17 protein-coding genes and 5 pseudogenes are annotated in these 21,308 nt (G+C 54.1%); 12 read left to right on the forward strand and 10 right to left on the reverse strand.

Annotated features, from left to right (window positions below; translation table 11 throughout):
• Positions 1-125: 125 nt before the first annotated feature.
• On the reverse strand, positions 126-419 hold the full coding sequence (locus BCA33_RS14270) for a hypothetical protein (RefSeq protein ID WP_071266875.1): 294 nt from the start codon (positions 417-419) through the stop codon (positions 126-128).
• A 229-nt stretch (positions 420-648) separates the two neighbouring features.
• Here BCA33_RS14270 and BCA33_RS14275 point away from each other — a divergent pair, with 229 nt between their 5' ends.
• Entirely contained in the window at positions 649-1,941 is a 1,293-nt protein-coding gene (locus BCA33_RS14275) for an alkane 1-monooxygenase (protein ID WP_071266877.1), read from the forward strand.
• Positions 1,942-2,130: 189 nt separating this feature from the next.
• Here the strand turns inward: BCA33_RS14275 and BCA33_RS14280 are convergent, their stop codons facing one another.
• Positions 2,131-2,844 carry a crotonase/enoyl-CoA hydratase family protein gene (locus BCA33_RS14280; protein WP_139173014.1) on the reverse strand — a complete coding sequence of 238 codons (714 nt, stop codon included), beginning with the start codon at positions 2,842-2,844 and terminating at the stop codon, positions 2,131-2,133.
• 64 nt (positions 2,845-2,908) lie between these two features.
• Positions 2,909-4,710, reverse strand: a pseudogene (locus BCA33_RS14285) (acyl-CoA dehydrogenase).
• A 146-nt stretch (positions 4,711-4,856) separates the two neighbouring features.
• On the opposite strand from BCA33_RS14285, the gene BCA33_RS14290 reads away from it, so the two are divergent.
• From BCA33_RS14290 to BCA33_RS14325, 9 genes and pseudogenes are all read left to right on the forward strand, one after another.
• Positions 4,857-5,855, forward strand: a complete 999-nt coding sequence (locus BCA33_RS14290; RefSeq protein ID WP_071266879.1) for a GlxA family transcriptional regulator — start codon at positions 4,857-4,859, stop codon at positions 5,853-5,855.
• A gap of 109 nt (positions 5,856-5,964) precedes the next feature.
• Entirely contained in the window at positions 5,965-6,129 is a 165-nt protein-coding gene (locus BCA33_RS20530) for a hypothetical protein (RefSeq protein ID WP_175469799.1), read from the forward strand.
• 409 nt (positions 6,130-6,538) lie between these two features.
• Positions 6,539-9,339, forward strand: a pseudogene (locus tag BCA33_RS14295) (monovalent cation/H+ antiporter subunit A).
• Positions 9,339-9,695: a Na+/H+ antiporter subunit C gene (locus BCA33_RS14300; RefSeq protein ID WP_071266881.1), complete on the forward strand. Its 357-nt coding sequence runs from the start codon at positions 9,339-9,341 to the stop codon at positions 9,693-9,695. Before BCA33_RS14295 ends, BCA33_RS14300 begins: the two are co-directional and overlap by 1 nt.
• Positions 9,696-9,702: 7 nt before the next feature.
• Positions 9,703-11,240: pseudogene (locus tag BCA33_RS14305) on the forward strand (monovalent cation/H+ antiporter subunit D).
• A complete protein-coding gene (locus tag BCA33_RS14310) occupies positions 11,240-11,728 on the forward strand; it encodes a Na+/H+ antiporter subunit E (RefSeq protein ID WP_071266883.1) in 489 nt (162 codons plus the stop codon). Before BCA33_RS14305 ends, BCA33_RS14310 begins: the two are co-directional and overlap by 1 nt.
• Positions 11,725-11,994, forward strand: coding sequence for a K+/H+ antiporter subunit F (locus BCA33_RS14315; RefSeq protein ID WP_071266885.1), 270 nt, complete (start codon positions 11,725-11,727; stop codon positions 11,992-11,994). The genes BCA33_RS14310 and BCA33_RS14315 overlap by 4 nt, the downstream gene beginning before the upstream one ends.
• 15 nt (positions 11,995-12,009) lie before the next feature.
• Positions 12,010-12,342 (forward strand): Na+/H+ antiporter subunit G, encoded by a 333-nt coding sequence (locus tag BCA33_RS14320; protein WP_071266887.1) that lies wholly within the window; start codon positions 12,010-12,012, stop codon positions 12,340-12,342.
• A 93-nt stretch (positions 12,343-12,435) separates the two neighbouring features.
• Positions 12,436-14,079: a fatty acid--CoA ligase gene (locus tag BCA33_RS14325; protein WP_071266890.1), complete on the forward strand. Its 1,644-nt coding sequence runs from the start codon at positions 12,436-12,438 to the stop codon at positions 14,077-14,079.
• 106 nt (positions 14,080-14,185) lie between these two features.
• On the opposite strand, the gene BCA33_RS14330 is transcribed toward BCA33_RS14325, so the two are convergent.
• The 6 genes and pseudogenes from BCA33_RS14330 to BCA33_RS14355 form a co-directional block, all read right to left on the reverse strand.
• A complete protein-coding gene (locus tag BCA33_RS14330) occupies positions 14,186-15,439 on the reverse strand; it encodes a D-amino acid dehydrogenase (RefSeq protein ID WP_071266892.1) in 1,254 nt (417 codons plus the stop codon).
• A gap of 142 nt (positions 15,440-15,581) precedes the next feature.
• Positions 15,582-15,938 carry a translation initiation factor Sui1 gene (locus BCA33_RS14335; RefSeq protein ID WP_071266894.1) on the reverse strand — a complete coding sequence of 119 codons (357 nt, stop codon included), beginning with the start codon at positions 15,936-15,938 and terminating at the stop codon, positions 15,582-15,584.
• Positions 15,939-16,007: 69 nt separating this feature from the next.
• The gene (locus BCA33_RS14340; protein WP_071266896.1) at positions 16,008-16,538 is read right to left on the reverse strand and encodes a DUF4136 domain-containing protein; all 531 of its coding nucleotides are present in this window, start codon (positions 16,536-16,538) and stop codon (positions 16,008-16,010) included.
• 75 nt (positions 16,539-16,613) lie between these two features.
• Positions 16,614-17,218: pseudogene (locus BCA33_RS22845) on the reverse strand (YigZ family protein).
• Between the two features lie 174 nt (positions 17,219-17,392).
• Positions 17,393-18,553: pseudogene (locus tag BCA33_RS22850) on the reverse strand (sensor histidine kinase); the annotation flags it as partial.
• The gene (locus BCA33_RS14355; protein ID WP_071266898.1) at positions 18,550-19,236 is read right to left on the reverse strand and encodes a response regulator transcription factor; all 687 of its coding nucleotides are present in this window, start codon (positions 19,234-19,236) and stop codon (positions 18,550-18,552) included. The gene BCA33_RS14355 and the pseudogene BCA33_RS22850, both read right to left, overlap by 4 nt.
• Positions 19,237-19,452: 216 nt before the next feature.
• Here BCA33_RS14355 and BCA33_RS14360 point away from each other — a divergent pair, with 216 nt between their 5' ends.
• Both BCA33_RS14360 and BCA33_RS14365 read left to right on the forward strand, forming a co-directional pair.
• Complete coding sequence (locus BCA33_RS14360; protein ID WP_071266900.1) at positions 19,453-19,803, forward strand: hypothetical protein; 351 nt, start codon at positions 19,453-19,455, stop codon at positions 19,801-19,803.
• Positions 19,804-19,860: 57 nt separating this feature from the next.
• Positions 19,861-21,030, forward strand: a complete 1,170-nt coding sequence (locus BCA33_RS14365) for a GNAT family N-acetyltransferase (protein WP_071266902.1) — start codon at positions 19,861-19,863, stop codon at positions 21,028-21,030.
• 36 nt (positions 21,031-21,066) lie between these two features.
• Here BCA33_RS14365 and BCA33_RS14370 read toward each other — a convergent pair whose 3' ends face one another.
• Positions 21,067-21,282 carry a dodecin gene (locus tag BCA33_RS14370; RefSeq protein ID WP_071266904.1) on the reverse strand — a complete coding sequence of 72 codons (216 nt, stop codon included), beginning with the start codon at positions 21,280-21,282 and terminating at the stop codon, positions 21,067-21,069.
• Positions 21,283-21,308: the final 26 nt, after the last annotated feature.

Consider the following 21,308-nt stretch of genomic DNA (forward strand, 5'->3'; position numbering starts at 1 on the left):
ACATGACAATGCGAGGACAGTAAAAAGACAAAACCGTTAATCTTTTCTGAAAAAGACTAACGGTTTTGGTGTGCTTTGGCAGGAATACTCCGGCGCAGGTAAAACGCGCCGGAGCTGACAAGCGGTTATTTGGTCACTTCGTCATAACCTTCTTCCATCGAGTCACCCGCTTCCTCAGCGGCATCACCCATTTCTTCTCCGGCGTTTTCAGCACCTTCTTCCATTTCGCCCATTACGCCTTCGTCTTGACCGGTGGCCTCTTCATAGGTCTCTTCTACCGAGTTGCCTGCGTCGTCCACCATTTCTTCAGCGTTGTCCGCGGCCTTATCGAAATCAGCTCCCTCATTGTCTTCGGAGCTGCAAGCAGCAAGACCCAAAGTCAACATCATAAGCAGTGCGCTGAGAGTAAACTTGTTCATACCATATCCCTCTGTTGGTAAACGTTTGTAACCATATACAGGGTAAGGCCATGCTTGCCACCACACAATTACCTGCCGATTAAGCTTTATTTAATCAACCACGGTGGAACTAACCTGCTTACTGTCATTTGTCATTTCGAGCCAACCTGGATGGCGCTTCTTATTATTGTTGCATTGCAATATTGTCCGACATAAATTCGAGTTACGCGCACTGCAATGGAGAAACACCATGAATGCCAAGACTCACAAGACGCTGGATTCACAAACAGTAAAAAAACCGGTACAGCCCCCCTCAAAAGCCAATATTTCTGAAAAGTGGAAAGACCCGAAACGTTATCTCTGGCTGTTGGGCCCCGCTCTGCCCGGCATTGGCTTAGCGGCGCTAACGGGTTACGCGATAGCCCCTAAAAAGCTTAAATTTTTGGCCTGGACGGGGCCGGCGCTGGTTCACGGCATTATTCCTGCGCTGGATCGTGCAATTGGGGAGGATCAGAGCAACCCGCCAGAATCGGCAGTCAGTTCGCTGGAGCAGGACAGGTATTACAACCGCATTGTTAAGGCGTTCATTCCTACCCAGTATGCGATGACCGTTATGGGTGCCTGGCTCGCCAGCCGCAAGAAAACCCCCATTGAGGATAAAATTGGCCTCACACTGACCGTTGGCGCCATCAATGGCGTGGGCATTAATACGGCTCACGAGCTAGGCCACAAATCCAACAGGTTCAATAAACTGATGGCCATGGCCGCTCTGGCTCCAACGGGCTATACCCACTTTGTTGTTGAGCATAACTTTGGCCATCACAAGCGTGTGGCAACGCCGGAAGACCCCGCGAGCAGCCGCATGGGTGAAAGTTTCTGGAAGTTTTTACCGCGCACAGTGTTTGGTGGTATGAAGTCTGCTGTGAAGATTGAGAAGGCACGCTTGGCTCGCAAGAACAAGAGTTTCTGGACCCTGGACAACGAGCTGCTTCAAGGGTGGGCAATAAGTGCTGGTTTCTTTGGCGCCACAACATTGATCTGTGGGCCACGGGCATTGCCATTCCTTACCGCTCAGGCAGTTTACGGCGCCAGCCTGCTGGAGAGCGTGAATTACATTGAGCATTACGGGCTGCTGCGCCAGAAAGACAAGAATGGAAAATATCAGCGCACACAACCGGAGCACAGCTGGAACAGCAATCACATTGTGACAAATTTGTTCTTGTATCAGTTGCAGCGCCATTCTGATCATCACGCCCACCCACAGCGCAGTTATCAGGCGTTGCGACACTTCGAGAATACTCCGCAGTTACCCGGTGGCTACGCATCCATGCTGATGCCGGCTTATGTGCCTCAGTGGTGGTACGAAACCATGGATAAGCGAGTGATTGATCACTACGAAGGCGATCTGAGCAAGATTAACTGGGATCCAGACCGCAAGGCAGAGCTGATGGCCAAATATGCAGATTATGCGGCTGAGGTGGCTGCCAAGGCTGCAGCTCGTCGGGAGGAAGCGGCTGGTTCGGCTTCGGAGAAGGCTGCCTGACAAACGCTAATTACTGGAAATTGGAGTTTGGGGCCAGTTGGTATCAAACTTTTGGTGCGGGCCGCCGGTGGGCTCTGCCTCCCAGGACACGCTGTAAATACATCCCTGTACGCTTGACGGCAGCATCCATGCTGCCGACAGTCCTGGGAGGCAGAGCCCACCGGCAGCTTCGAGCTTGAGTTTCCTGCCTTACTTTCCTTTGAATACTGCGTTTCGTCTTTCGAGAAAAGACTGTATTCCTTCCTGAACGTCTTCGCTGGCCATCACTGGGCGCAAATCCGGGAACAGCCGCTGCTTTGCTGCTTCCTGACCTTCGCTTACTGCGATTTTGGAAGACTTCAGACTACCGCGCACACCCAAAGGTGCGGCACTGGCGATCTTCTCGGCGATTTCCAGGGCAACGTTGAATTGCTCTCCCGGCTCAACCAGCTCCTGTATCAGGCCCCACTCGTAGGCTTGCTCCGCCGTCCATTCATCACCGGTCAGCAGATAACGCTGGGCATTGCCCCACCCGATTTCCCGTTGCAGGCGGATGGTGGCGCCTCCGCAGGCATAAATGCCGCGTTTGACTTCCAGTTGTGCGAAGCGAGTGCCTTTTGCCGCTACGCGAATGTCTGTGTTCAGCATCATTTCGACGCCACAGGTGAAGCAGATGCCCTGAGTGGCGAAAACCACCGGCTTGCTGAGGCCGCCGCCGGTTATATGAAACGGATCCAGCTCGCCATCACCCGGTTCGATACCCTTACCGTTTGCGAACACACCCGCCCAATCATCCAACTGCAGGCCGCTGGTAAAGTGGTCGCCTTCTGCGTACATCAGCCCTACTCTCAGATCGTCGTCATGTTCCAACTGGTAGTAGGCAGCAGCAATCTCGTGGTACATGGCCCGGTTCATGGCGTTCATTTTTTCCGGGCGGTTTAGCCTATGAGCAGGATATAGCCTCTCTTTTTAACGTTAACCAAAGCCATCAGAACCACTCCGCCTTCATGTTCAAACAAGTGTCATCCATATTCCGCAACAACACCAAATCCTGAGCAACTGTTGGAAGCTCCCAGTGGAAAAAGTACTGGGCAGCCTGGAGTTTGCCTTGATAGAAGTTGCGCTCGTCGTCAGTGTTGGCAGAAGCCAGTGCATTGGCCGCAGCGTTAGCCTGGCGCAACCACATCCAGGCGACGATGATGTGGCCGAACAGGTGCAAATAACAGGAGGCGTTGGCTAGAGTTTTGTCTACTTCGCCACTCACCAGGGACTTACCCAGGTTTTGGGTCACTTTAACGGCCTGCTGCAAAGTTTCACTCAGGGACAACGCCCATTGCTGGCAGCGATCGGTCGTCGCAGCCTCTAAATCCACCTGCATTTCCTGCATTAAAAGCTGCAAGCCATGGCTTTGATCCTGCCAGATCTTACGACCCAACAGGTCCAGGCCCTGTATACCAGTGGTGCCTTCGTGGATCGGGTTCAGGCGGTTATCGCGCCAGCACTGCTCCACCGGGTACTCTCGGGTGTAACCCGCACCACCGTATACCTGAATGGCCAGATCGTTGGCTTTCGGGCCATGTTCGGAGGGCCAGGTTTTGATCACCGGCGTAAGCAGGTCGAGCAGCTTGCCGGCTTCTGAACGCTTCTGCTCATCTGGGTGGGTGTGCTGATCGTCCATCAGGCGAGCGCCATACAGGCAAAGCGCCAACCCGCCTTCGCCGTAGGCTTTCTGGGCCAGCAGCATCCGGCGCACATCGGCGTGTTCGATGATTGGCACTTGTGGGCTTTCCGGATTCTTTTCAGAGGCCTTACGGCCCTGTAATCGGTCTTTGGCGTATTCCAAACTGTGCATATAACCCCGATAGCCGATCACTGCCGCACCAAAGCCCACCCCCACCCGGGCTTCGTTCATCATCTGGAACATGTACTTCAGGCCCTGATGGGGCTCGCCCACCAGATACCCGTGGCAAGGCGCATCGTCGCCGAAACTGAGTGCCGTGGAGGTGGTGCCCCGGTATCCGAGCTTATGGATAAGGCCAGCAAGGCTTACGCCGTTGCGATCCTCGGGGTTGCCATCACTGTCTACGCGGAACTTGGGAACTATGAACAGAGAGATGCCTTTTACCCCGGCCGGAGCGCCTTTGATTTTGGCGAGCACCATGTGAACAATGTTTTCGGTAATGCTCTGTTCACCGCCCGAGATGTATATTTTTGCGCCTTTAATGAGGTAGTGACCATCATCCGTTGGCGTGGCCGAGGTGCGAATATCCGCCAGCGACGAGCTGCATGGGGCTCTGTGAGGGCCATGGTCCCGCTGTATCGGCCACTGAGCATGTTGGGCAAAAAGCTGGTTTTTTGTGACTCATTACCGAACACGCGAATCAGATTGGCCGCCGCAGTGGTCAGAAACGGGTAGCCTGCGGTGCCCGGATTGGCTGCAGTAAAGAAACCATTGCAAGCGGCCATCACAGACTCGGGCAGCTGCATGCCTCCCAACTCGTAATCATAACGCCCCGCAATAAACCCGGCTTGGGCGTAGGCATCAAAAGCCTCTTTCACTTCTGGCAGCATTTCTACCTGGCCGTTAACGAATTTTGGCTCATCTTTGTCCGCCGCACTGTTGTGGTTGGCGAACTTCTCCCGGGCCATTTTGTCAGCGGTCTCGATGACGGCATCGAAGGTATCCCGATTGTGCTCATTAAAGCGATCGCGCCCGATCAGGCTTTCGGTATCAAGAACTTCGTAGAGCTGGAACGCCAGATCGCGGCGGTCTATCAGGGTATCGGTCATTTGAGCAGCTTCCTGGTAATTGGCTGGAGCCTTCTTTTGGTTACCTACAGGCTCTCATAACCGGGTTTTCCTGGGAACCGGCGTTTATGACATAATCATGGCTGATATCGCCAACACCCTGTCTAAGTATCTTGCTTGGAGGCCCCATGCAGACGGTTTTTATTATTGGTTTTGACGGCGCGCTGGCCAGCGCTATTACCGGCGTGATTGACTTGTTCCGCTTGGCCGGTGTGACCTGGGCGCGGATTCATGGCGAGCGGCCAGTGCCATACTTCACTACTCGGTTGCTAACGCGCAACGGGGATCCCTGCCGATGTATTAACGGTATAACCTTGTTTTCGGATGGGGGCTGGGAGGAGTTGGATACGGCCAGGGCGGACCTGGTGATCGTGCCGACTATCGGTGCGCCGATTGATCAGGTGCTGGCATCAAATACGGATCTGATTGGCTGGCTTAGCCAGCTCAAAAACCCGAACAACAACTCTGCGGGGCAGGTTCGGGTTGCCAGCAATTGCACCGGGGCTTTTCTTCTGGCTGAGGCAGGCTTACTGAATAATAAAGAAGCCACAACACATTGGGGCTTTAGTAATCGGTTTCGCCAGCTCTATCCGCAAGTAAACCTGAACCCGGAAAAACTGGTAACCGTAGATGGGCACATTGCCTGTGCAGGCGGCGGCATGGCCTGGTGGGATTTGGGTGTGCACCTCATAGAGCGCCATGCCGGTGCTCAGGTTGCCCGTGAGTTGGCAAAGGCTTTTGTAATCGATGCCGGGCGCAATAGCCAAGCCCCGTATAGTGCACTTCAGACCAAACGGTACCATTCAGACACGGTGATTTTGAAGCTGCAGGACTGGCTTGAGGAGCACTATGGCGAATCCGCCAACTTGCAATCTCTTGCGGCTTTAAGCGGCCTGACCACCCGTTCGCTGATACGGCGATTCAAACTTGCAACCGGTGAAACGCCCACAAGTTATCTTCAATCCATACGAATAGAAGCCGCGCGCAGCCACTTGGAAAACTCGCGCTTACCGGTGGAAGACGTTACCCGGCTGGTGGGCTACGAAGACGTCAGTTCGTTCAGCCGCCTGTTTCGCAAGCATACAGGCGTGGCTCCCGGAGCCTACCGCTCGCGGTTTGGCCGTTAGCCATGGCAGCGACCGCTTGGCCCAGGTTATGCATTGATTTACCCTAGCGGCCGTTGGCTGGATGTTTCCGTAAAGTATACCGACAGGTGTTATGTGGAGGAGAAGTACCATGAACGCACCAGCTCGACAATCCCATGCTGAAGTGCTTAGCCGGCTATACAGCATGAAACTTGCTCAAATTGAACAGGCGACCCACCAGGGTAACAGCCTTCTGAATCGAGTACTGGAGGCCGAAGCCGAGGCCATATTTAACGCTCTTAAATCGGCCAAATGACGGTGCAGCAACCGAGAAGAGTCTGCAAAAAAGGCCAGTCTGTGACCTTCCACGTCACTTTGAGATAATAACTTCCATTGCTGCCCGGCACTTGATTGATCACAAGTTGACTTGACCTGCGAGCTTGGGCACGTATCATCAGCTTTCAAGTTTTACTAACGGAGCAACCATGACCGCAAGGTCCGTCGGCTGCATGCTTTCAAATCGCCCCCCCCTTACCGCTGACATCGCGCGGCATCGTGGGCGTTTGCCTTACTTCCCAGACCCACCAGCGTCCCGCTGATCCAACTTCTGCCGCCCGCCATAATCGCCTCAACGCGACTTATGCAAATCGGCCAATCGGAGACTAGACTCAGGCTCAAAAAGCCATCTCCATTCATAAGAAAAGAAAACCGCTAACGAGGTTGCGATGTCGCTACCGCTGGTTGTACTACTGCCATTTTTGGGGGCCATAGCCGCACCCCTGTTTGCCCAAGGTGGGCGAACAGCTATCGCAATAGCATCGTCTGTGCCTGCACTGATTGCACTGGCAGCCCTGTTTCCACACTGGTCAGTTCTTGCCGCAGGCGGCACTGTGCTGCACAGCTATGAGTGGCTTCCTGCGCTCGGGCTTTCTTTCAGTTTTCGCCTGGATGGCTTGGCACTACTGTTTGCACTGCTGATTCTGGTCATCGGCCTTCTGGTTATTCTCTATTCCCACTACTACCTGAAAGCCCATGAGAATGTCGCCAAATTCTATTCCCTGCTTTTGTGCTTCAAAGGCTCAATGCTGGGCATAGTGCTTTCTGGCAACTTGTTGTTGATGCTGATTTTCTGGGAGCTTACCAGCCTGACATCGTTCTTGCTGATCAGCTTCTGGACTCACAAACAGGATGCTCGGCGAGGCGCGCGGATGGCGCTGGCTATAACCGGCGGCGGTGGCCTGGCCCTACTGGCTGGCATTCTGCTTATCGGTAATATTGTTGGCAGTTTTGAGCTGGACGATGTGCTCGCCGCCGGCGATCAGATAAAAGCCCACGCAATGTATCCGGTTGCGCTGACCCTGGTTTTGCTCGGCGCCTTTACCAAATCCGCCCAGTTCCCATTTCACTTCTGGCTACCCCACGCCATGCAGGCGCCCACGCCCATCTCTGCTTATCTGCACTCTGCCACCATGGTAAAGGCGGGGATATTTTTGATGGCGCGCCTATATCCAGCTTTGGCAGGAACCGAGCAGTGGTTCTACATGGTCAGTTTCACCGGCATGGCCACCCTGCTGCTTGGCGCCTATATCGCCATGTTCAAGCATGACCTGAAAGGCCTGCTCGCCTATTCAACCGTAAGCCACCTGGGCCTGATCACACTGCTGCTGGGTATGGGTACCCAATTGGCCGCTGTCGCGGCGATATTCCACGTGATTAACCATGCCACGTTCAAGGCCTCATTGTTCATGGCTGCCGGTATCATTGACCATGAAACAGGCACCCGCGATATGCGCCGGATCAACGGGCTTTGGCGCTATATGCCCCATACCGCTACACTGGCAATGGTCGCAGCCGCATCCATGGGCGGGGTTCCGCTGTTGAACGGCTTTCTCAGCAAGGAAATGTTCTTTGCGGAATCGCTTCAGCTAAACCTGCCTGGCCTGTGGGCATGGGTTCCACCCATTATTGCGACCTTAGCGGGCATCTTCGCCGTTGCCTACTCGGCGCGCTTCATTCACGATGTTTTCTTCAACGGCAAGCCCGTTGACCTGCCCAAGTTCCCCCCTCATGAGCCACCGCGCTACATGAAAATTCCGGTGGAGATTCTCGTCTTTGCCTGCATCATGGTTGGTGTGTTCCCAACCATCTCCGTAGGGCCGCTGCTGTACTCTGCGGCGTCTGCCACGCTAGGCGGTAACGTGCCCGATTATGAGTTGGCGGTTATTCATGGCTTTAACCTGCCGCTACTAATGAGCTTTATGGCCTTCTTCGGGGGCCTGCTTATGTACAGCCAGCGCCAGCGCTTTTTCGACTTCCATGCCCGCTTCAAAGAAATCGACGAGAAAGCCGTGTTTGAAGCCCTGGTTTCAAAGTTCGTGAACCTGGCCAACCGCTTTACCGGGTGGTTGGAAAATGGCTCTTTGCAGCGCTATGCCATGCTTCTGGTGGTCAGCGTTATTGCGGTAACCGTCATACCGTTGATCAACAACGGTTTTTATATCGGCGAGAATGGGCTGAGTGCGATTGACTGGCCAACAGGGATCGCCGCCGGCGTGCTGATGGTCTCTGCACTGGCAACAGCCGTTTGGCACCGAGAGCGATTTTACGCATTGGTGCTACTGAGCGTTGTTGGGCTAGTTGTGGCGCTGACCTTTGCCCGTTTTTCGGCACCAGACCTTGCCATGACACAACTTTCAGTGGAAGTGGTCACCATTGTCTTGCTGATGCTGGCGCTCTACTACATGCCTTCCTGGACACCCATGGAGAGCTCTAAAACGCAACGCATCCGCGATATCCTCATCGCGCTGGTCGCAGGCACAGGGATGACTGTGATTACCCTGGCCATGTTGACGCAGCCATTCAGTTCTATTTCCGCATTCTTTCTGGAAAACAGCAAGCCGGGCGGTGGCGGAACCAACGTAGTGAACGTAATCCTGGTCGACTTCCGTGGCTTCGATACGCTGGGCGAGATAACCGTGTTGGCCATTGCCTCACTGGGCATCTACGCCATGCTAAAAAACACTGCCTTAACGCCGCCCCCGGGAGACGGCTTGGGCCATGCCTGGACACGGGATCACTACCCGCTGATGCTCAAGCAGATTGCCCGGCCCATGCTGCCGCTGGCACTGATGGTGTCTGCCTATATTTTTCTGCGGGGGCACAACCAGCCCGGCGGAGGCTTTATTGCCGGTCTGATCACCTCAGTGGCACTGATTCTCCAGTACATTGCCAGCGGCATGATCTGGACTCAGGACCGCATTCCGTTCCGCTACCACAACGTGATTGGTCTCGGCCTACTGTTTGCGACCATTGCTGGCGCCGGAAGCCTAGCTTCGGCTACCCCTTCCTGACCACCGCCTTTGGCTATATCACCTGGCCCATCGTGGGCAAATTCGAGGTTGCCTCGGCACTGGTGTTTGACCTGGGCGTTTACATGACAGTGATCGGCGCCACCCTGCTGGCACTGGTCAGCATTGGCCGGCTGTCGCCTCATTCGGCCATCAAGAGCAAACAGGAGGGCGTGTAATGGAACTGTTATTTGCACTGGTTATCGGTGCCTTAACGGCATCCGGCGTTTATCTGCTGCTACGCGCCCGTACCTTCCCCGTCATCATGGGGATCACCCTGTTGTCCTACGGCGTAAACCTGTTCCTGTTTGCCACCGGGCGCCTCGCCACCGGCCAGCAACCAGTCATCGGAACCTCAGCCAGCTATGCCGACCCACTGCCTCAGGCGCTGGTGCTCACAGCAATTGTTATTGGTTTTGCTATGACGGCATTCTTGGTGGTTCTGTCCCTACGTAACCTGGCAGACAATGAAAACGATCATGTGGATGGCCAACGCGAGGAAACACCCCCTCATCGAAACAAGAACGGGAGGTAACCGGTAAATGACTCACTGGCTTATCGCTCCCATTTTCATACCACTGCTTGGCGGCATTCTGCAGGTCGTTATGGCTACGCCCCGATCAGCTTGCGCCGTACGTTGGCACTGACTACCACGTTGCTGATGCTGGTATCTGCTATCGTGTTGCTGGTGCTAGCCAGTGACGGCAGCTACCGCATTTATGCCTTCGGTAACTGGCAACCACCCTTCGGCATCGTTCTGGTGCTCGACCGGCTGGCGGCACTGATGTTGGTGCTAACAGCGGTTCTCGGCTTGTTCTGTCACATCTATGCCAGTGGCGGTGCCGATAAAGGTAACCGGCAATTTCATACACTGTTTCTGTTCCAGCTGACGGGCCTGAACATTGCGTTTTTAACCGGCGACCTGTTCAACCTGTTTGTTGCCTTTGAAGTGCTGCTTATTGCCTCTTACGGGCTGCTGATGCACGGCGGTGGAACGGCACGAACGGTTCCCGGGCTTCACTATGTCACCCTTAATCTGGTTGGCTCCGCGTTGTTCTTGATCGGTATCGGCATAATCTACAGCGTTACCGGCACCCTGAACATGGCAGACTTGGCTGTAAAAATCCCACAAGTTACCGGTAATAACCTGAACCTTGTGAAGGCCGGCGGCATGATGTTGCTGGTAGTTTTCGGCCTGAAGGCCGCTATTCTACCGTTGTGTTTTTGGCTACCCAAGGCCTATGCCCGAGCAACCGCGCCGGTTGCTGCGCTGTTTGCGGTTATGACCAAAGTGGGCATTTACGCCATTGTGAGAGTCTTCCCACTGATTTTTGGGGAAGGCGCCGGAGAGCTGGCCAATCTGGGCATGGACTGGCTGTTCCCGCTGGCTTTGATCACTCTGGGCATGGGCGTTATTGGTGCTCTGGGTGCGGATAGCCTTAAAACACTGGTGGCCTGGCAGGTTATTATCTCTGTAGGAACTCTGCTTGCGCCCATCGCGCTTGGCTCCGTGGCGGGCCTGTCTGCCGCGTTGTTCTATTTGGTCAGCACCACTTGGACGGTTGCAGGTCTGTTTCTGGTTTCCGAATTGGTCACAAGCCAACGAGGCTTGGCCGGCGACAGCATTGTTACGGCACCGAAAATGCGCCACCGGACATTCCTAAGTGTGCTGTTTCTTATCGGTGCTGTGGCCGCTGGCGGCTTACCACCTCTGAGTGGCTTTTTTGGCAAGCTAATGATTCTCCAATCCGTTGAGCCAGGTGTCGAAATGGCTTGGCTGTGGGGCGTGCTATTGGTTGGCAGCTTCCTGACCCTTATAGCCTACAGCCGCGCCGGCAGTATTGTATTTTGGTGGAACGTGGACGGTCACCAGGAAACCCCCGAACCCATGAACAACAGAGTTTCGATCTCCACCGGCATTCTTACCTGCCTTACCATGTTGATCGTTGTACTGGCGGGACCAATAAGCGACTACACTCGCGCCACCGCTGAACAGTTGCACGACAACCGTGGCTATATCAATATTCTGCAGACACCCGTACACGTTCCGCAGAGCCCGTTGGTTGAGGAGAGTAACTGATGTTTGATCGTCTGAGTTTTCCTCAACCCTGGCTGAGCTGGGTTCTATTCCTTACCTGGCAGATCCTCAGCGATGGGGTAAGCGGCGGCAGCGTGGTGCTTGGGCTTATCCTCGCTTGGCTGATCCCCCAGCTCACTCACGGGTTCTGGCCAGAGCGACCTGGCTTTGTAAAGCCCTGGCGCATGCCGGCATACATACTGCGAGTGCTGAAGGATATCGTGGTCGCCAGCTTTTCTGTGGCTTGGCTTATTCTCAGCCCTCGTTCACCGCGCCCGGCTTTTATCAGTTACCCGCTGAAGCTTGAGCACCCGCTGGCGATATCCATTCTGGCGAGCACCATCTCGCTCACCCCCGGAACCGTCAGCGCGGACATAAGTGACGATAACAAAACCCTACTGATCCATGCGCTGGACGCTACCAGTGATCAGGAGGTTATTGACGCCATTCACAACAGCTACGAAAAGCCGTTGATGGAGATGTTCCAATGATCACCACTGCTCTGTACCTCACCATTGGTATGGTGACCCTGGCCACGCTGCTCAACGTATACCGTTTAATCAAAGGGCCGGATGAGCCCGACCGGGTTCTGGCCATTGATACGCTCTATATCAATGCCATTGCGCTGATTATTCTGCTGGGCATTACTCTGGGCACACGCATGTACCTTGAGTCTGCTCTGCTAATTGCGGTTATGGGCTTTGTCAGTACCGTGGCCATGGCTAAATACCTGAAGCGGGGTAGCGTCATTGAGTAACAATTGGAGTAATTTATGAGTCTGTTCGCGGAATACGCCATTTCGGCGCTGTTGCTATTCGGTGGTGGGTTTACGCTGGTCGGCGCAATCGGCCTTGCCCGACTGCCAGACTTTTACACCCGGCTACACGGCCCTACCAAAGCGACCACCGTGGGCGTGGGCGCCATCATGTTCAGCTCGGTTATCTACTTCAGCAGTGTCGACCAAGGTATCGATTTTTCGGAAGTGCTGATCACGGTCTTTTTGTTTATGACTGCCCCCGTGAGCGCCAACATGCTAGCCAAAGCGGCCATGCATATAGGCGTTGAAACCGTAAAAGATACCGAAGGCGGTCCTTGGCATCAGTAACGCTCCTTTGCAAGCTTCCGGTTTTACTCAATTTATGTCAGATTGAGCCAACTTCTCAGATAAAACAAACAAACGAGAAAGAGGATTCCAGACATGGTACAAACCCGAATTTTACCCGCGGCGGAAAACGCCCATCAGTACCCTCTTCTGATCAAGCAACTGCTGCTTTCGGGGCCCAGGTACGCCCCTGATCAAGAAATTGTCTACGCCAACCGGAGCAAATACACCTACACCGATCTGGTTGAACGCATCCACCGGCTTGCCAATGTCCTCACCGATGCGGGCGTCAAGCCAGGCGATACAGTGGCGGTTATGGACTGGGATACGCCCCGTTACCTGGAATGCTTCTTCGCCATTCCCATGATCGGTGCCGTTTTGCATACCATTAACGTGCGCCTTTCACCCGAGCAAATTGTTTACACCATGAACCACGCCGAAGACGGCGTGGTTCTGGTGCACGATGATTTCCTACCGATTTTGGAAGGGCTACAAAGCGAAATCACAACCGTTAAGACCTATATCCAGCTTAGCGATGAAAAAAACGCCAAGGATACACAGCTCGATACTACCGGCGAATACGAGGCGCTTCTGGCCGGCGCTGCCACAGAATTCGACTTTCCGGATTTTGATGAAAACAGCGTTGCAACCACCTTCTACACGTCCGGCACTACCGGTAACCCGAAAGGGGTGTTTTTTAGTCACCGTCAATTGGTGTTGCATACACTCGCCATGACCGGGTCGCTTTCCGCCTACGACGAAATGCCACTACTGCGTTCGTCGACTGTGTATATGCCGTTGACGCCGATGTTCCACGTGCACGCCTGGGGCGTTCCCTACGCGGCCACCATGCTGGGGATCAAGCAGGTGTATCCCGGCCGCTATGAGCCAGAATTGCTGGCCGACCTACTTAAAGAACACAAGGTATCCTTCTCGCACTGCGTGCCAACCGTCATGCAGATGGTGATGGGCACGGAGTCGATAAAAACTGCAGACTTGAGTAACTGGCACGTACTGATTGGCGGCAGCGCACTAACTAAAGGCCTGTGCGATGCTAGCGCTAAACTAGGCATCCGTATGTACACCGGCTATGGCATGTCAGAAACCTGCCCGCTATTGAGTACAACGTTCCTGAAGCCCGAAGACCTGGAATTGCCGTTGGAGCAGCAAACCCCCAAACGGATCAAAACCGGCATTGCGGTGCCTATGGCTGATCTTGAGATTGTTGATAACTCAGGCAAGCCGGTGGCGCACGATGGCCAGGCCCAAGGCGAGATAGTCGCCCGAGCACCCTGGTTAACCCAGAGTTACTTCAAACAGCCAGATAAAGGCGAAGAACTGTGGGAAGGTGGCTGGCTGCATACAGGCGATGTCGCCTCCATGGAGCCAAACCACGTTATCACCATCAAGGATCGCATCAAGGATGTGATTAAAACCGGTGGTGAATGGTTGTCGTCACTGGATCTGGAAAACCTGATAAGCCAGCATGCCGCCGTAGCAGGCGCTGCCGTAGTGGGCGTTCCGGATGAGAAGTGGGGAGAACGCCCCCATGCTCTGATCACCCTGAAGCCAGGCGAGCATGCCACTGTGGAAGATATACAAAACCACCTACAGCAATACGTCGATAAAGGCGAAATCAACAAGTGGGCAATCCCCTCCCGGATGGATTTTGTTGAAGACATTCCAAAAACAAGTGTCGGCAAGATTAACAAGAAGATGATTCGAGACCAGCTAAAGTAATCCGATCTGATACCAACAAAAATGGCCCGCCAGGTTTTCCTGCGGGCCATTTTTTTCATCGTATAGCCGCATGGGCTAACAAGGCTCTGTAAGTCAGGGGGAGGCGTTAAACTCCTGAAAACGTAAAATCCACTTCAGGTTTTCGACCATCAACGATGTCAGCTAACGCAGCAGCTGAGCCACAGGAATGTGTCCAGCCCAGGGTGCCATGGCCAGTATTTAAGTAAAGATTGGCGAAGTGGCTCTTGCCCACATATGGCACGTTGGAGGGAGTTGCAGGGCGAAGCCCTGTCCAGAACTCGGCCTGATCCCAGTAACCCGCCTCAGGCATTATTTCTGCGGTTCTGCGTACGATAGCACGACAGCGGGTGTAGTTGAGTGTGCGGCTATAACCGCTCAGCTCGGCAGTTCCAGCCACTCGAATGCGGTCGCCAAGCCGGGAATAAACCAGTTTGTATTCATCATCCGTAAGGCTCACATTAAACGCCGCCTCTTCATTCTTCACCGGTACCGTGATGGAATAACCTTTGGCAGGATAAATATTCAAAAACAGCCCAAGCTGCCGGGCAAGTGCGGCACTGAAGCTTCCCAGACTGAGAACATAGGCGTCTGCCCTCATGGTTTCGTGATGCCCGTCCTTCAACACCTGAACCCCAAGAATACGTTCGCCTGCGCGCTCAAAACCAAGAACATCGGTGCCATAACAGAACTCTACACCGGCTTCCTGGCAGCGTTCGGCCAGCGCTTGGGTAAACTTACGTGCGTCGCCAGATTCGTCTTCAGGCGTGTAGGTTGCGCCCGCTATTTTATGCTGGATATTCTTCAGTGCAGGCTCTAGCTCCACTGCTCTGCTCGCATCGATAACCTGCCGATCACACCCGAGATCACACATAATACGAGTTGGTTCAAGCGCTGCGTCGAACTCAGCCGGATTGGTGTAAAAGTGCAGAATGCCCTTGGTAACCTGGTCATACTCAAGCCCGGCTTCCTGGCGCAAAGCCTGTAACTGGCTGCGGCTATAAGTGCCAAGATTAACCATCTGGCGAATATTATGGGCGGCTTTGGCAGAGGTACATTGAGTCAGAAAAGACATTGCCCAACGCCACTGCGCAGGATCCAGCTTTGGGCGGAACAGCAGAGGCGCATCTGCTCGAAACAACCATTTCAGTACTTTTAAAGGCGCGGAAGGATTGGCCCAAGGCTCAGCGTGGGAGACGGATACCTGACCTCCGTTTGCATAACTGGTTTCCAGGCCGGCTTGGCTCTGGCGATCAACCACCGTTACCTGATGACCCTGCTTTTGCAAAAACCAAGCGGTGGTTACTCCGATAACGCCTGCGCCCAAAACCAGTATATGCATACCTGCCTCCTGTTAAAGCGATCCCGCAACGTTGAAGGTGATTCAGGTTTTCCAACGAGGCTCAGATCAGTATTCGGAAAAGATAATATTTATTCGCGTGCCTGAGTGTAGCGTGAGAAAGCCAAGCTTGCGTCTTATACCATTAGCCACCAGAACGCTTTACCACCCAGCCTTTGAGTTCCAGAAGTGGCACCAGCAGATCCCGCTGATCACCCTGAATTTCCACCACACCGTCTTTAACCGTGCCGCCAGTGCCGCACTTGGCCTTAAGCACCTTTGCATAGGCTTTAAGCTCTTTCTCATCCATGGGTATACCGGTGACCAGAGTGACGCCTTTACCCTTGCGCCCTTTGGTTTCGCGGCTCACCCGCACAATGCCATCACCTTCCGGGCGCTGAGCCTGGCGGCAGGTGCAGTCAGAAACCGGGTGACGACATTCCGGGCACATGCGCCCCTGCTCGGTTGAAAATACCAACCCGCCTGAAGATAGCTTTGCCATTTGCCCTCCGTATATTGGGCATCTGCAGCCTATGCCCATAGAGCCATCTGCTTGCAAACGCCTGCTTTTTCAGTCCAGTTCCGGAGGATACTTGGTGAACATCTCGGCGACCACCTCATCAACCAGCTTTCTGCGGTTTTCAGGAGACTGGTTTTCATTCAAGTAACGACGACTGGCTGCGCGCCAAACAACTTCTTCAGACTTCGCATCTACCAGCTCGACCACAAGCTTCCCTTCTTTAACTTCACGCACTGGTGGCGGTGCAGACAGCCCCCAGCCGAAGTTGCCGGTACCAAAGCCCAAGCCAAGTCCGAGACCAGACTGCTCAAGGCGCTCCTGTTCCACAATCTGCCAGCTCACCAGAAGGTCGGCCTCCGATTGTTCTACCTTGCTCATGGCTTTGCGATTTAATTCACGCGCCACTGCACTCTGAACACGGTTCCCATCCAATGAAACGAACGAAGAATTGTCAGCGTCTGCCGCGAAAGCCCAAGTTGAGTAGTCGCCGAAAACCACCCCTGAGTTGTAATCCGTCACTACATTGCTGGCACACCCGGCCATTGCCAGTGTTACCAGCGCTACCATCAGAATACGAACCATTGTCTACTCCTTAGTTTCTGAGAGTCTTGATTCCAGTATACGCACAAGACACTTAATCGATGCACACTTGCCCGGTCATGCCTCAAAACTGTAATCCAGTTTATGCGCATCGCAAAATGCAATGAACGTTGCCATCTGATCCTCCGGAACCAAAACACGAGCAGTTACCGACAGACCATAGTCGATTGATTCCAGCTCAGCCGCGTTAACGTCACACCAGTGCCGCAGAGGCTGTTCATCCGAAAAATCCATTGTGATGTTTGCTGCACTAACTGGCTTATGAAAAATCCTTCCAACCTCTGAAAGCACACTCTCAGCTGCTCCGGCGTAGGCTCGCACAAGCCTCCTGCGCCAAGCTTGATGCCGCCAAAATAACGGATCACCATCACCAGAACATCGCCCATATCCTTGTGCTGAATCACGTTCAAAATCGGCTTGCCTGCCGTACCGGAGGGCTCGCCGTCATCGTTCATTCCGGCTTCGGCCGCAGAGCCGGGGCGACCAATCTGGTATGCCCAGCAAATGTGGCGGGCATCGGGATGATCCTGATGCGACTTTTCCAACCAGCTTTTCACGTCATCCCTGGAACCCACGGGCGCAATCCGGGCAATAAAGCGGCTTTTTTTTACGTCTGTTTCGCGTTCAAGGAAGCCGGCAGGTACGGGATAATCTTTTTTCATGAACTCGCCTGTGGTTTCATTAATTAACAGCAAATATCGGCAGGCGAGCCACAACTTGCAAGCCTCCACGCTCGCTGTTTCTGGCTGTAATTTCACCGTCATGGGCCAGAATAATGTCTTTGGCAATTGCCAGCCCAGACCCCAGCCTTGCCCTCCCCGGGACTTATCCGCCCGGAAGAAGGGCACAAACAGGTGCTCAAGAATATCATCCGCAACACCAGGGCCTTCATCCTCAATCGTAAGGCTTACCCAGCCTGCCGAGAATGCCAGCGCAACACGTACCACTTTTCCCGGCGGCGTATAATCAAGGGCGTTCTGAAGGATATTGTCGAACGCCCGCTGCAACAGGCCCGCATCACCCAACACCGACACACCGGTGCTCTCAGGCATTGAGTCGAGCTTGCAGTCCACTCTCTGGTGTTCCGCATAATCTGCAGCATCCTGTAAAACGCGGTTCAACAGATCTACCGGTCGCACCGGTTCCCGTGCGATATCACCACCCTGCTCGGTAACCCGGTACAACGTCAGTATCTGCCCGGTCATGGTTTCAAGGCGTTCATTCTGGCGCAGAATGCTGGCCATCAACTCAGCTTCAACACCGCCTTCGCTGGCAAGCTCAATAGCAACCCTCTGGCGCGCCAAAGGCGTTCGCAAATCGTGGGAAATATCTCGCAGCAGGTGTTTCTGCCGCTCCAGCAGAGTACAAAGCTGTTCGGTCATCGCGTTAAATGCGGCAGCTAGCTGCCCAACCTCATCCCGGCGACTCGCTATGCGCTCATTGACCCGCAGATCTGTATTGCCTCCGGCGATCGCCTGTGCCGTGCTTTCCATGTGCCGCATTGGCCGCGACACAAAGCGCGCAATCAGCCAGCAAGCCAGGGTAATCAAAACAAACGCCAAGCCCATTTCCATAAACCGGAAAACACGAGGCTCCAGCCAGCCTTCACCATGCATTTTTGGCCAGGCAACCAGACGGTACCCATCACCCACATCGACAATTGCGGGCTTTTGCCGATACCAACCGGATTTTATGCGTGAGCGGATAGCTGAGGGTAAACGGTTGTCATCATCCGCACTGATCATCATAAGGTGCAAGCCTAGCTCATCCCCTTGTTCCCTAAGGAATCTGTGCGCTTCTCTGCGGCCACGGTTGTCACGGATGGCCGACACCTCAAACCCAAGGTCCCGCAGCTCAAGCTGACGCTCGATGGCTGCGCGCTCTCGGTCCAGCATTACCCGTGAGGCCAGGTTGCTGACAACCACTGTTACGGCCATGGCCAGCCATATCAGCAGAAAAATACGCCAGAACAGCGGAATGATCAGCCGGCGCTTCATGTTGGCACCCGATAGCTGTAACCAAGGCCACGCACCGTCTCGATTCTGGGAGGGTCATCGTTGCCCAGTTTTTTACGAAGGTTGCTAATGTGCATATCGAGGGTGCGATCAAAGGCCTCCAAGCGGCGCCCCAGAGCCCACTGCATCAAATCTGTCTTACGCACCACGCTGCCGGCATGGGACAGCAGCACTTGCAGAATCTCATATTCAGTGGCCGTCAATTCCAGAGGCTCCTCGAGCTGGTATATGCGCCGGTGGCCCGGCTCAACGCGCAGATCTCCGTGGTGTCGAGCAGCTTTAACTTCTGTTTTCTGATCCCAGGCAACCCGGCGCAGAATCGCCTGAAGCCGAGCCACCAGCTCACGGGGGTTACAGGGCTTGGGAATATAATCATCCGCACCCACCTCAAAACCCACGATGCGATCCGTTTCATCACCCCGGGCAGTCAACAATACCACCGGCAGATGCGTTGCAGCGCGCAGTTCGCGCAGCACTTCAAGGCCATTGATATCCGGCAGCATAATGTCCAGCACAACAATATCGCAGTGTTGCCCAAGTGCCAGCGCCAGACCGTCCTTGCCATTAGCGGCCTCACGCACGGTAAACCCCTGACCACTTAAATAGCGGGCCAGTAATTCACGGAGCTCGTCGTCATCTTCTACCAGCAAGACTCTGTTCTGCATCGCTTGTCTCTACCAAGTTTGCTTGATCAATATGCACCAATTGTGCTGTCCAAAGTCTAACACGGGCCCCGGAACCTGCCGGCGCCAGCCCAGACTCCTTTGCAGAACCTTTACATGCCATTGACGCTCGCTTACCAGTCTCCACAGTACTATAGGGGTGAATCATGCTTCTGCCGCAACCGGCCAAGCAGCTACTTCATTGTGAGAGGAACTATCATGAGCCAACGTAAACGATCCATCATTACTGCCAGCCTTCTGGCGACCACCCTGCTTGCAGCCAGCCCGGCTTTACTTGCCGGCAACCATTCGAGTCATCATGGTGACAACCAGCATGATATGACAGAAATGTGCGACAACATGCGTGAAGGTAAAGGGCATTTCAACAAAGCAGATCGGCAAGAGAAAATGGCCGAACAGCGTGAAGCCATGGCCAACCGCTTGAAGCTGAGCGATGAGCAGCGGGAAATCTGGAGCGAGATGCACGAAGAAAAGCGCCAACAACACGAAAAACGCATGGGGAAGTGGCAGAAAAAGATGGATGAACGCTGTGCACAATCACAAAAGTGATCACAAGACGGGTTTTGACGTAAGGTAACGGGAGCGATAAAGGAGTCCGCCCCGGCCATGTCAAAACCCGCAGTATCAAACATAACACTTGAGGCCTGCCACTCCCTTTCCGATATACCGCGGAAGACTTGGGAGCAATTGGCAGGCACCGACAACCCTTTTTTGCGATACGATTTTTTCGAAGCCCTGGAAACCTCCGGCTGTACCAGCGCAGAAACCGGCTGGAAACCGTGCCATCTTATATTCCGCCTCAAAGGTGAGATTGCAGGGGTCGCACCCGCCTACCTCAAATCCCACTCCATGGGCGAGTATGTGTTTGACTGGGCATGGGCAGACGCCTACCGCCGGTACGGCATGGAATACTACCCCAAGCTCCTGATAGCTGTACCTTTTACACCGTCTCAGGGGGCAAGATTACTGCTCGCCCCGCAGCTGCGCGCGGAGCTCGACAGCCAGGTGATTCACGGCCTTCTGGACACACTCATCGGCCGTCTGGGCGCTCACTCCTGGCACCTTCTGTTTCCCGATGCGCAAGATCAACAATTGCTTCACCAAGAAGACCAACTGCACCGCATTGGCTGCCAGTTCCACTGGCATAATCGCAATTACGGGTGCTTCGAGGACTTTTTAGGTGAACTCACTTCACGCAAGCGTAAGTCCATACGCAAGGAGCGCCGGCAGGTAGCCGAACAAGATATTACCTTCACTCGGTTTCATGGTTCCGACATTCCCGATCAGGTTCTGGCGGCATTTTACGTGTTCTATCAAGCCACCTATCTGAAACGCGGGCAACGGCCTTATCTCACCCAGCAATTCTTTGAAAAGATGCGAGAGGCTATGCCCGAGCATTTGCATGTAATCATGGCGGTAAAGGATGGCGCGATGATCGCAGGCGCCCTGTTTCTTAGTGGGCGAGATACACTCTATGGCCGCTATTGGGGCTGCCTTGAGGAATACAGCCACTTGCACTTCGAAACCTGTTACTACAAGGGCATTGAACTGGCCATTGAGCTGGGCCTTCAAACATTTGATGCAGGGGCGCAAGGGGAGCACAAACTGGTGCGAGGTTTTGAGCCGATGCTCACGCATTCGTGGCACGGCATTGCTCACCCGGGCTTTCATGAAGCCATTGAAGCATTCACACGAGAGGAGGCGGAACAGGTTATGGGTTACTACGAAGATGCCAAAACGGTGCTGCCGTTCCGGCAAAACAACGGAGCCGAATAAGCCACCCATCGGGCGCCACACGGCTCCGCATTCATATCAGCTTTCTTTAACCCGGAAACCTATCTTCAGCGACACTTGGTAATGGCCAACCTTGCCATCAACAATGTGTCCACGGGTTTCCGTCACTTCAAACCACTCCATATTGCGGATGCTCTTCGCCGATTCTGCCAGGGCATTTTCAATTGCACCCTCAATGCTTTTTTCTGACGAACCAACAATTTCGACTTTCTTGTACACATGATTATCGGACATACCGATGCTCCTTGTACTCAGTGGCT

Origin of the sequence: Marinobacter sp. AC-23 (genome assembly GCF_001858325.1) — a bacterium.
Lineage (GTDB): Bacteria > Pseudomonadota > Gammaproteobacteria > Pseudomonadales > Oleiphilaceae > Marinobacter.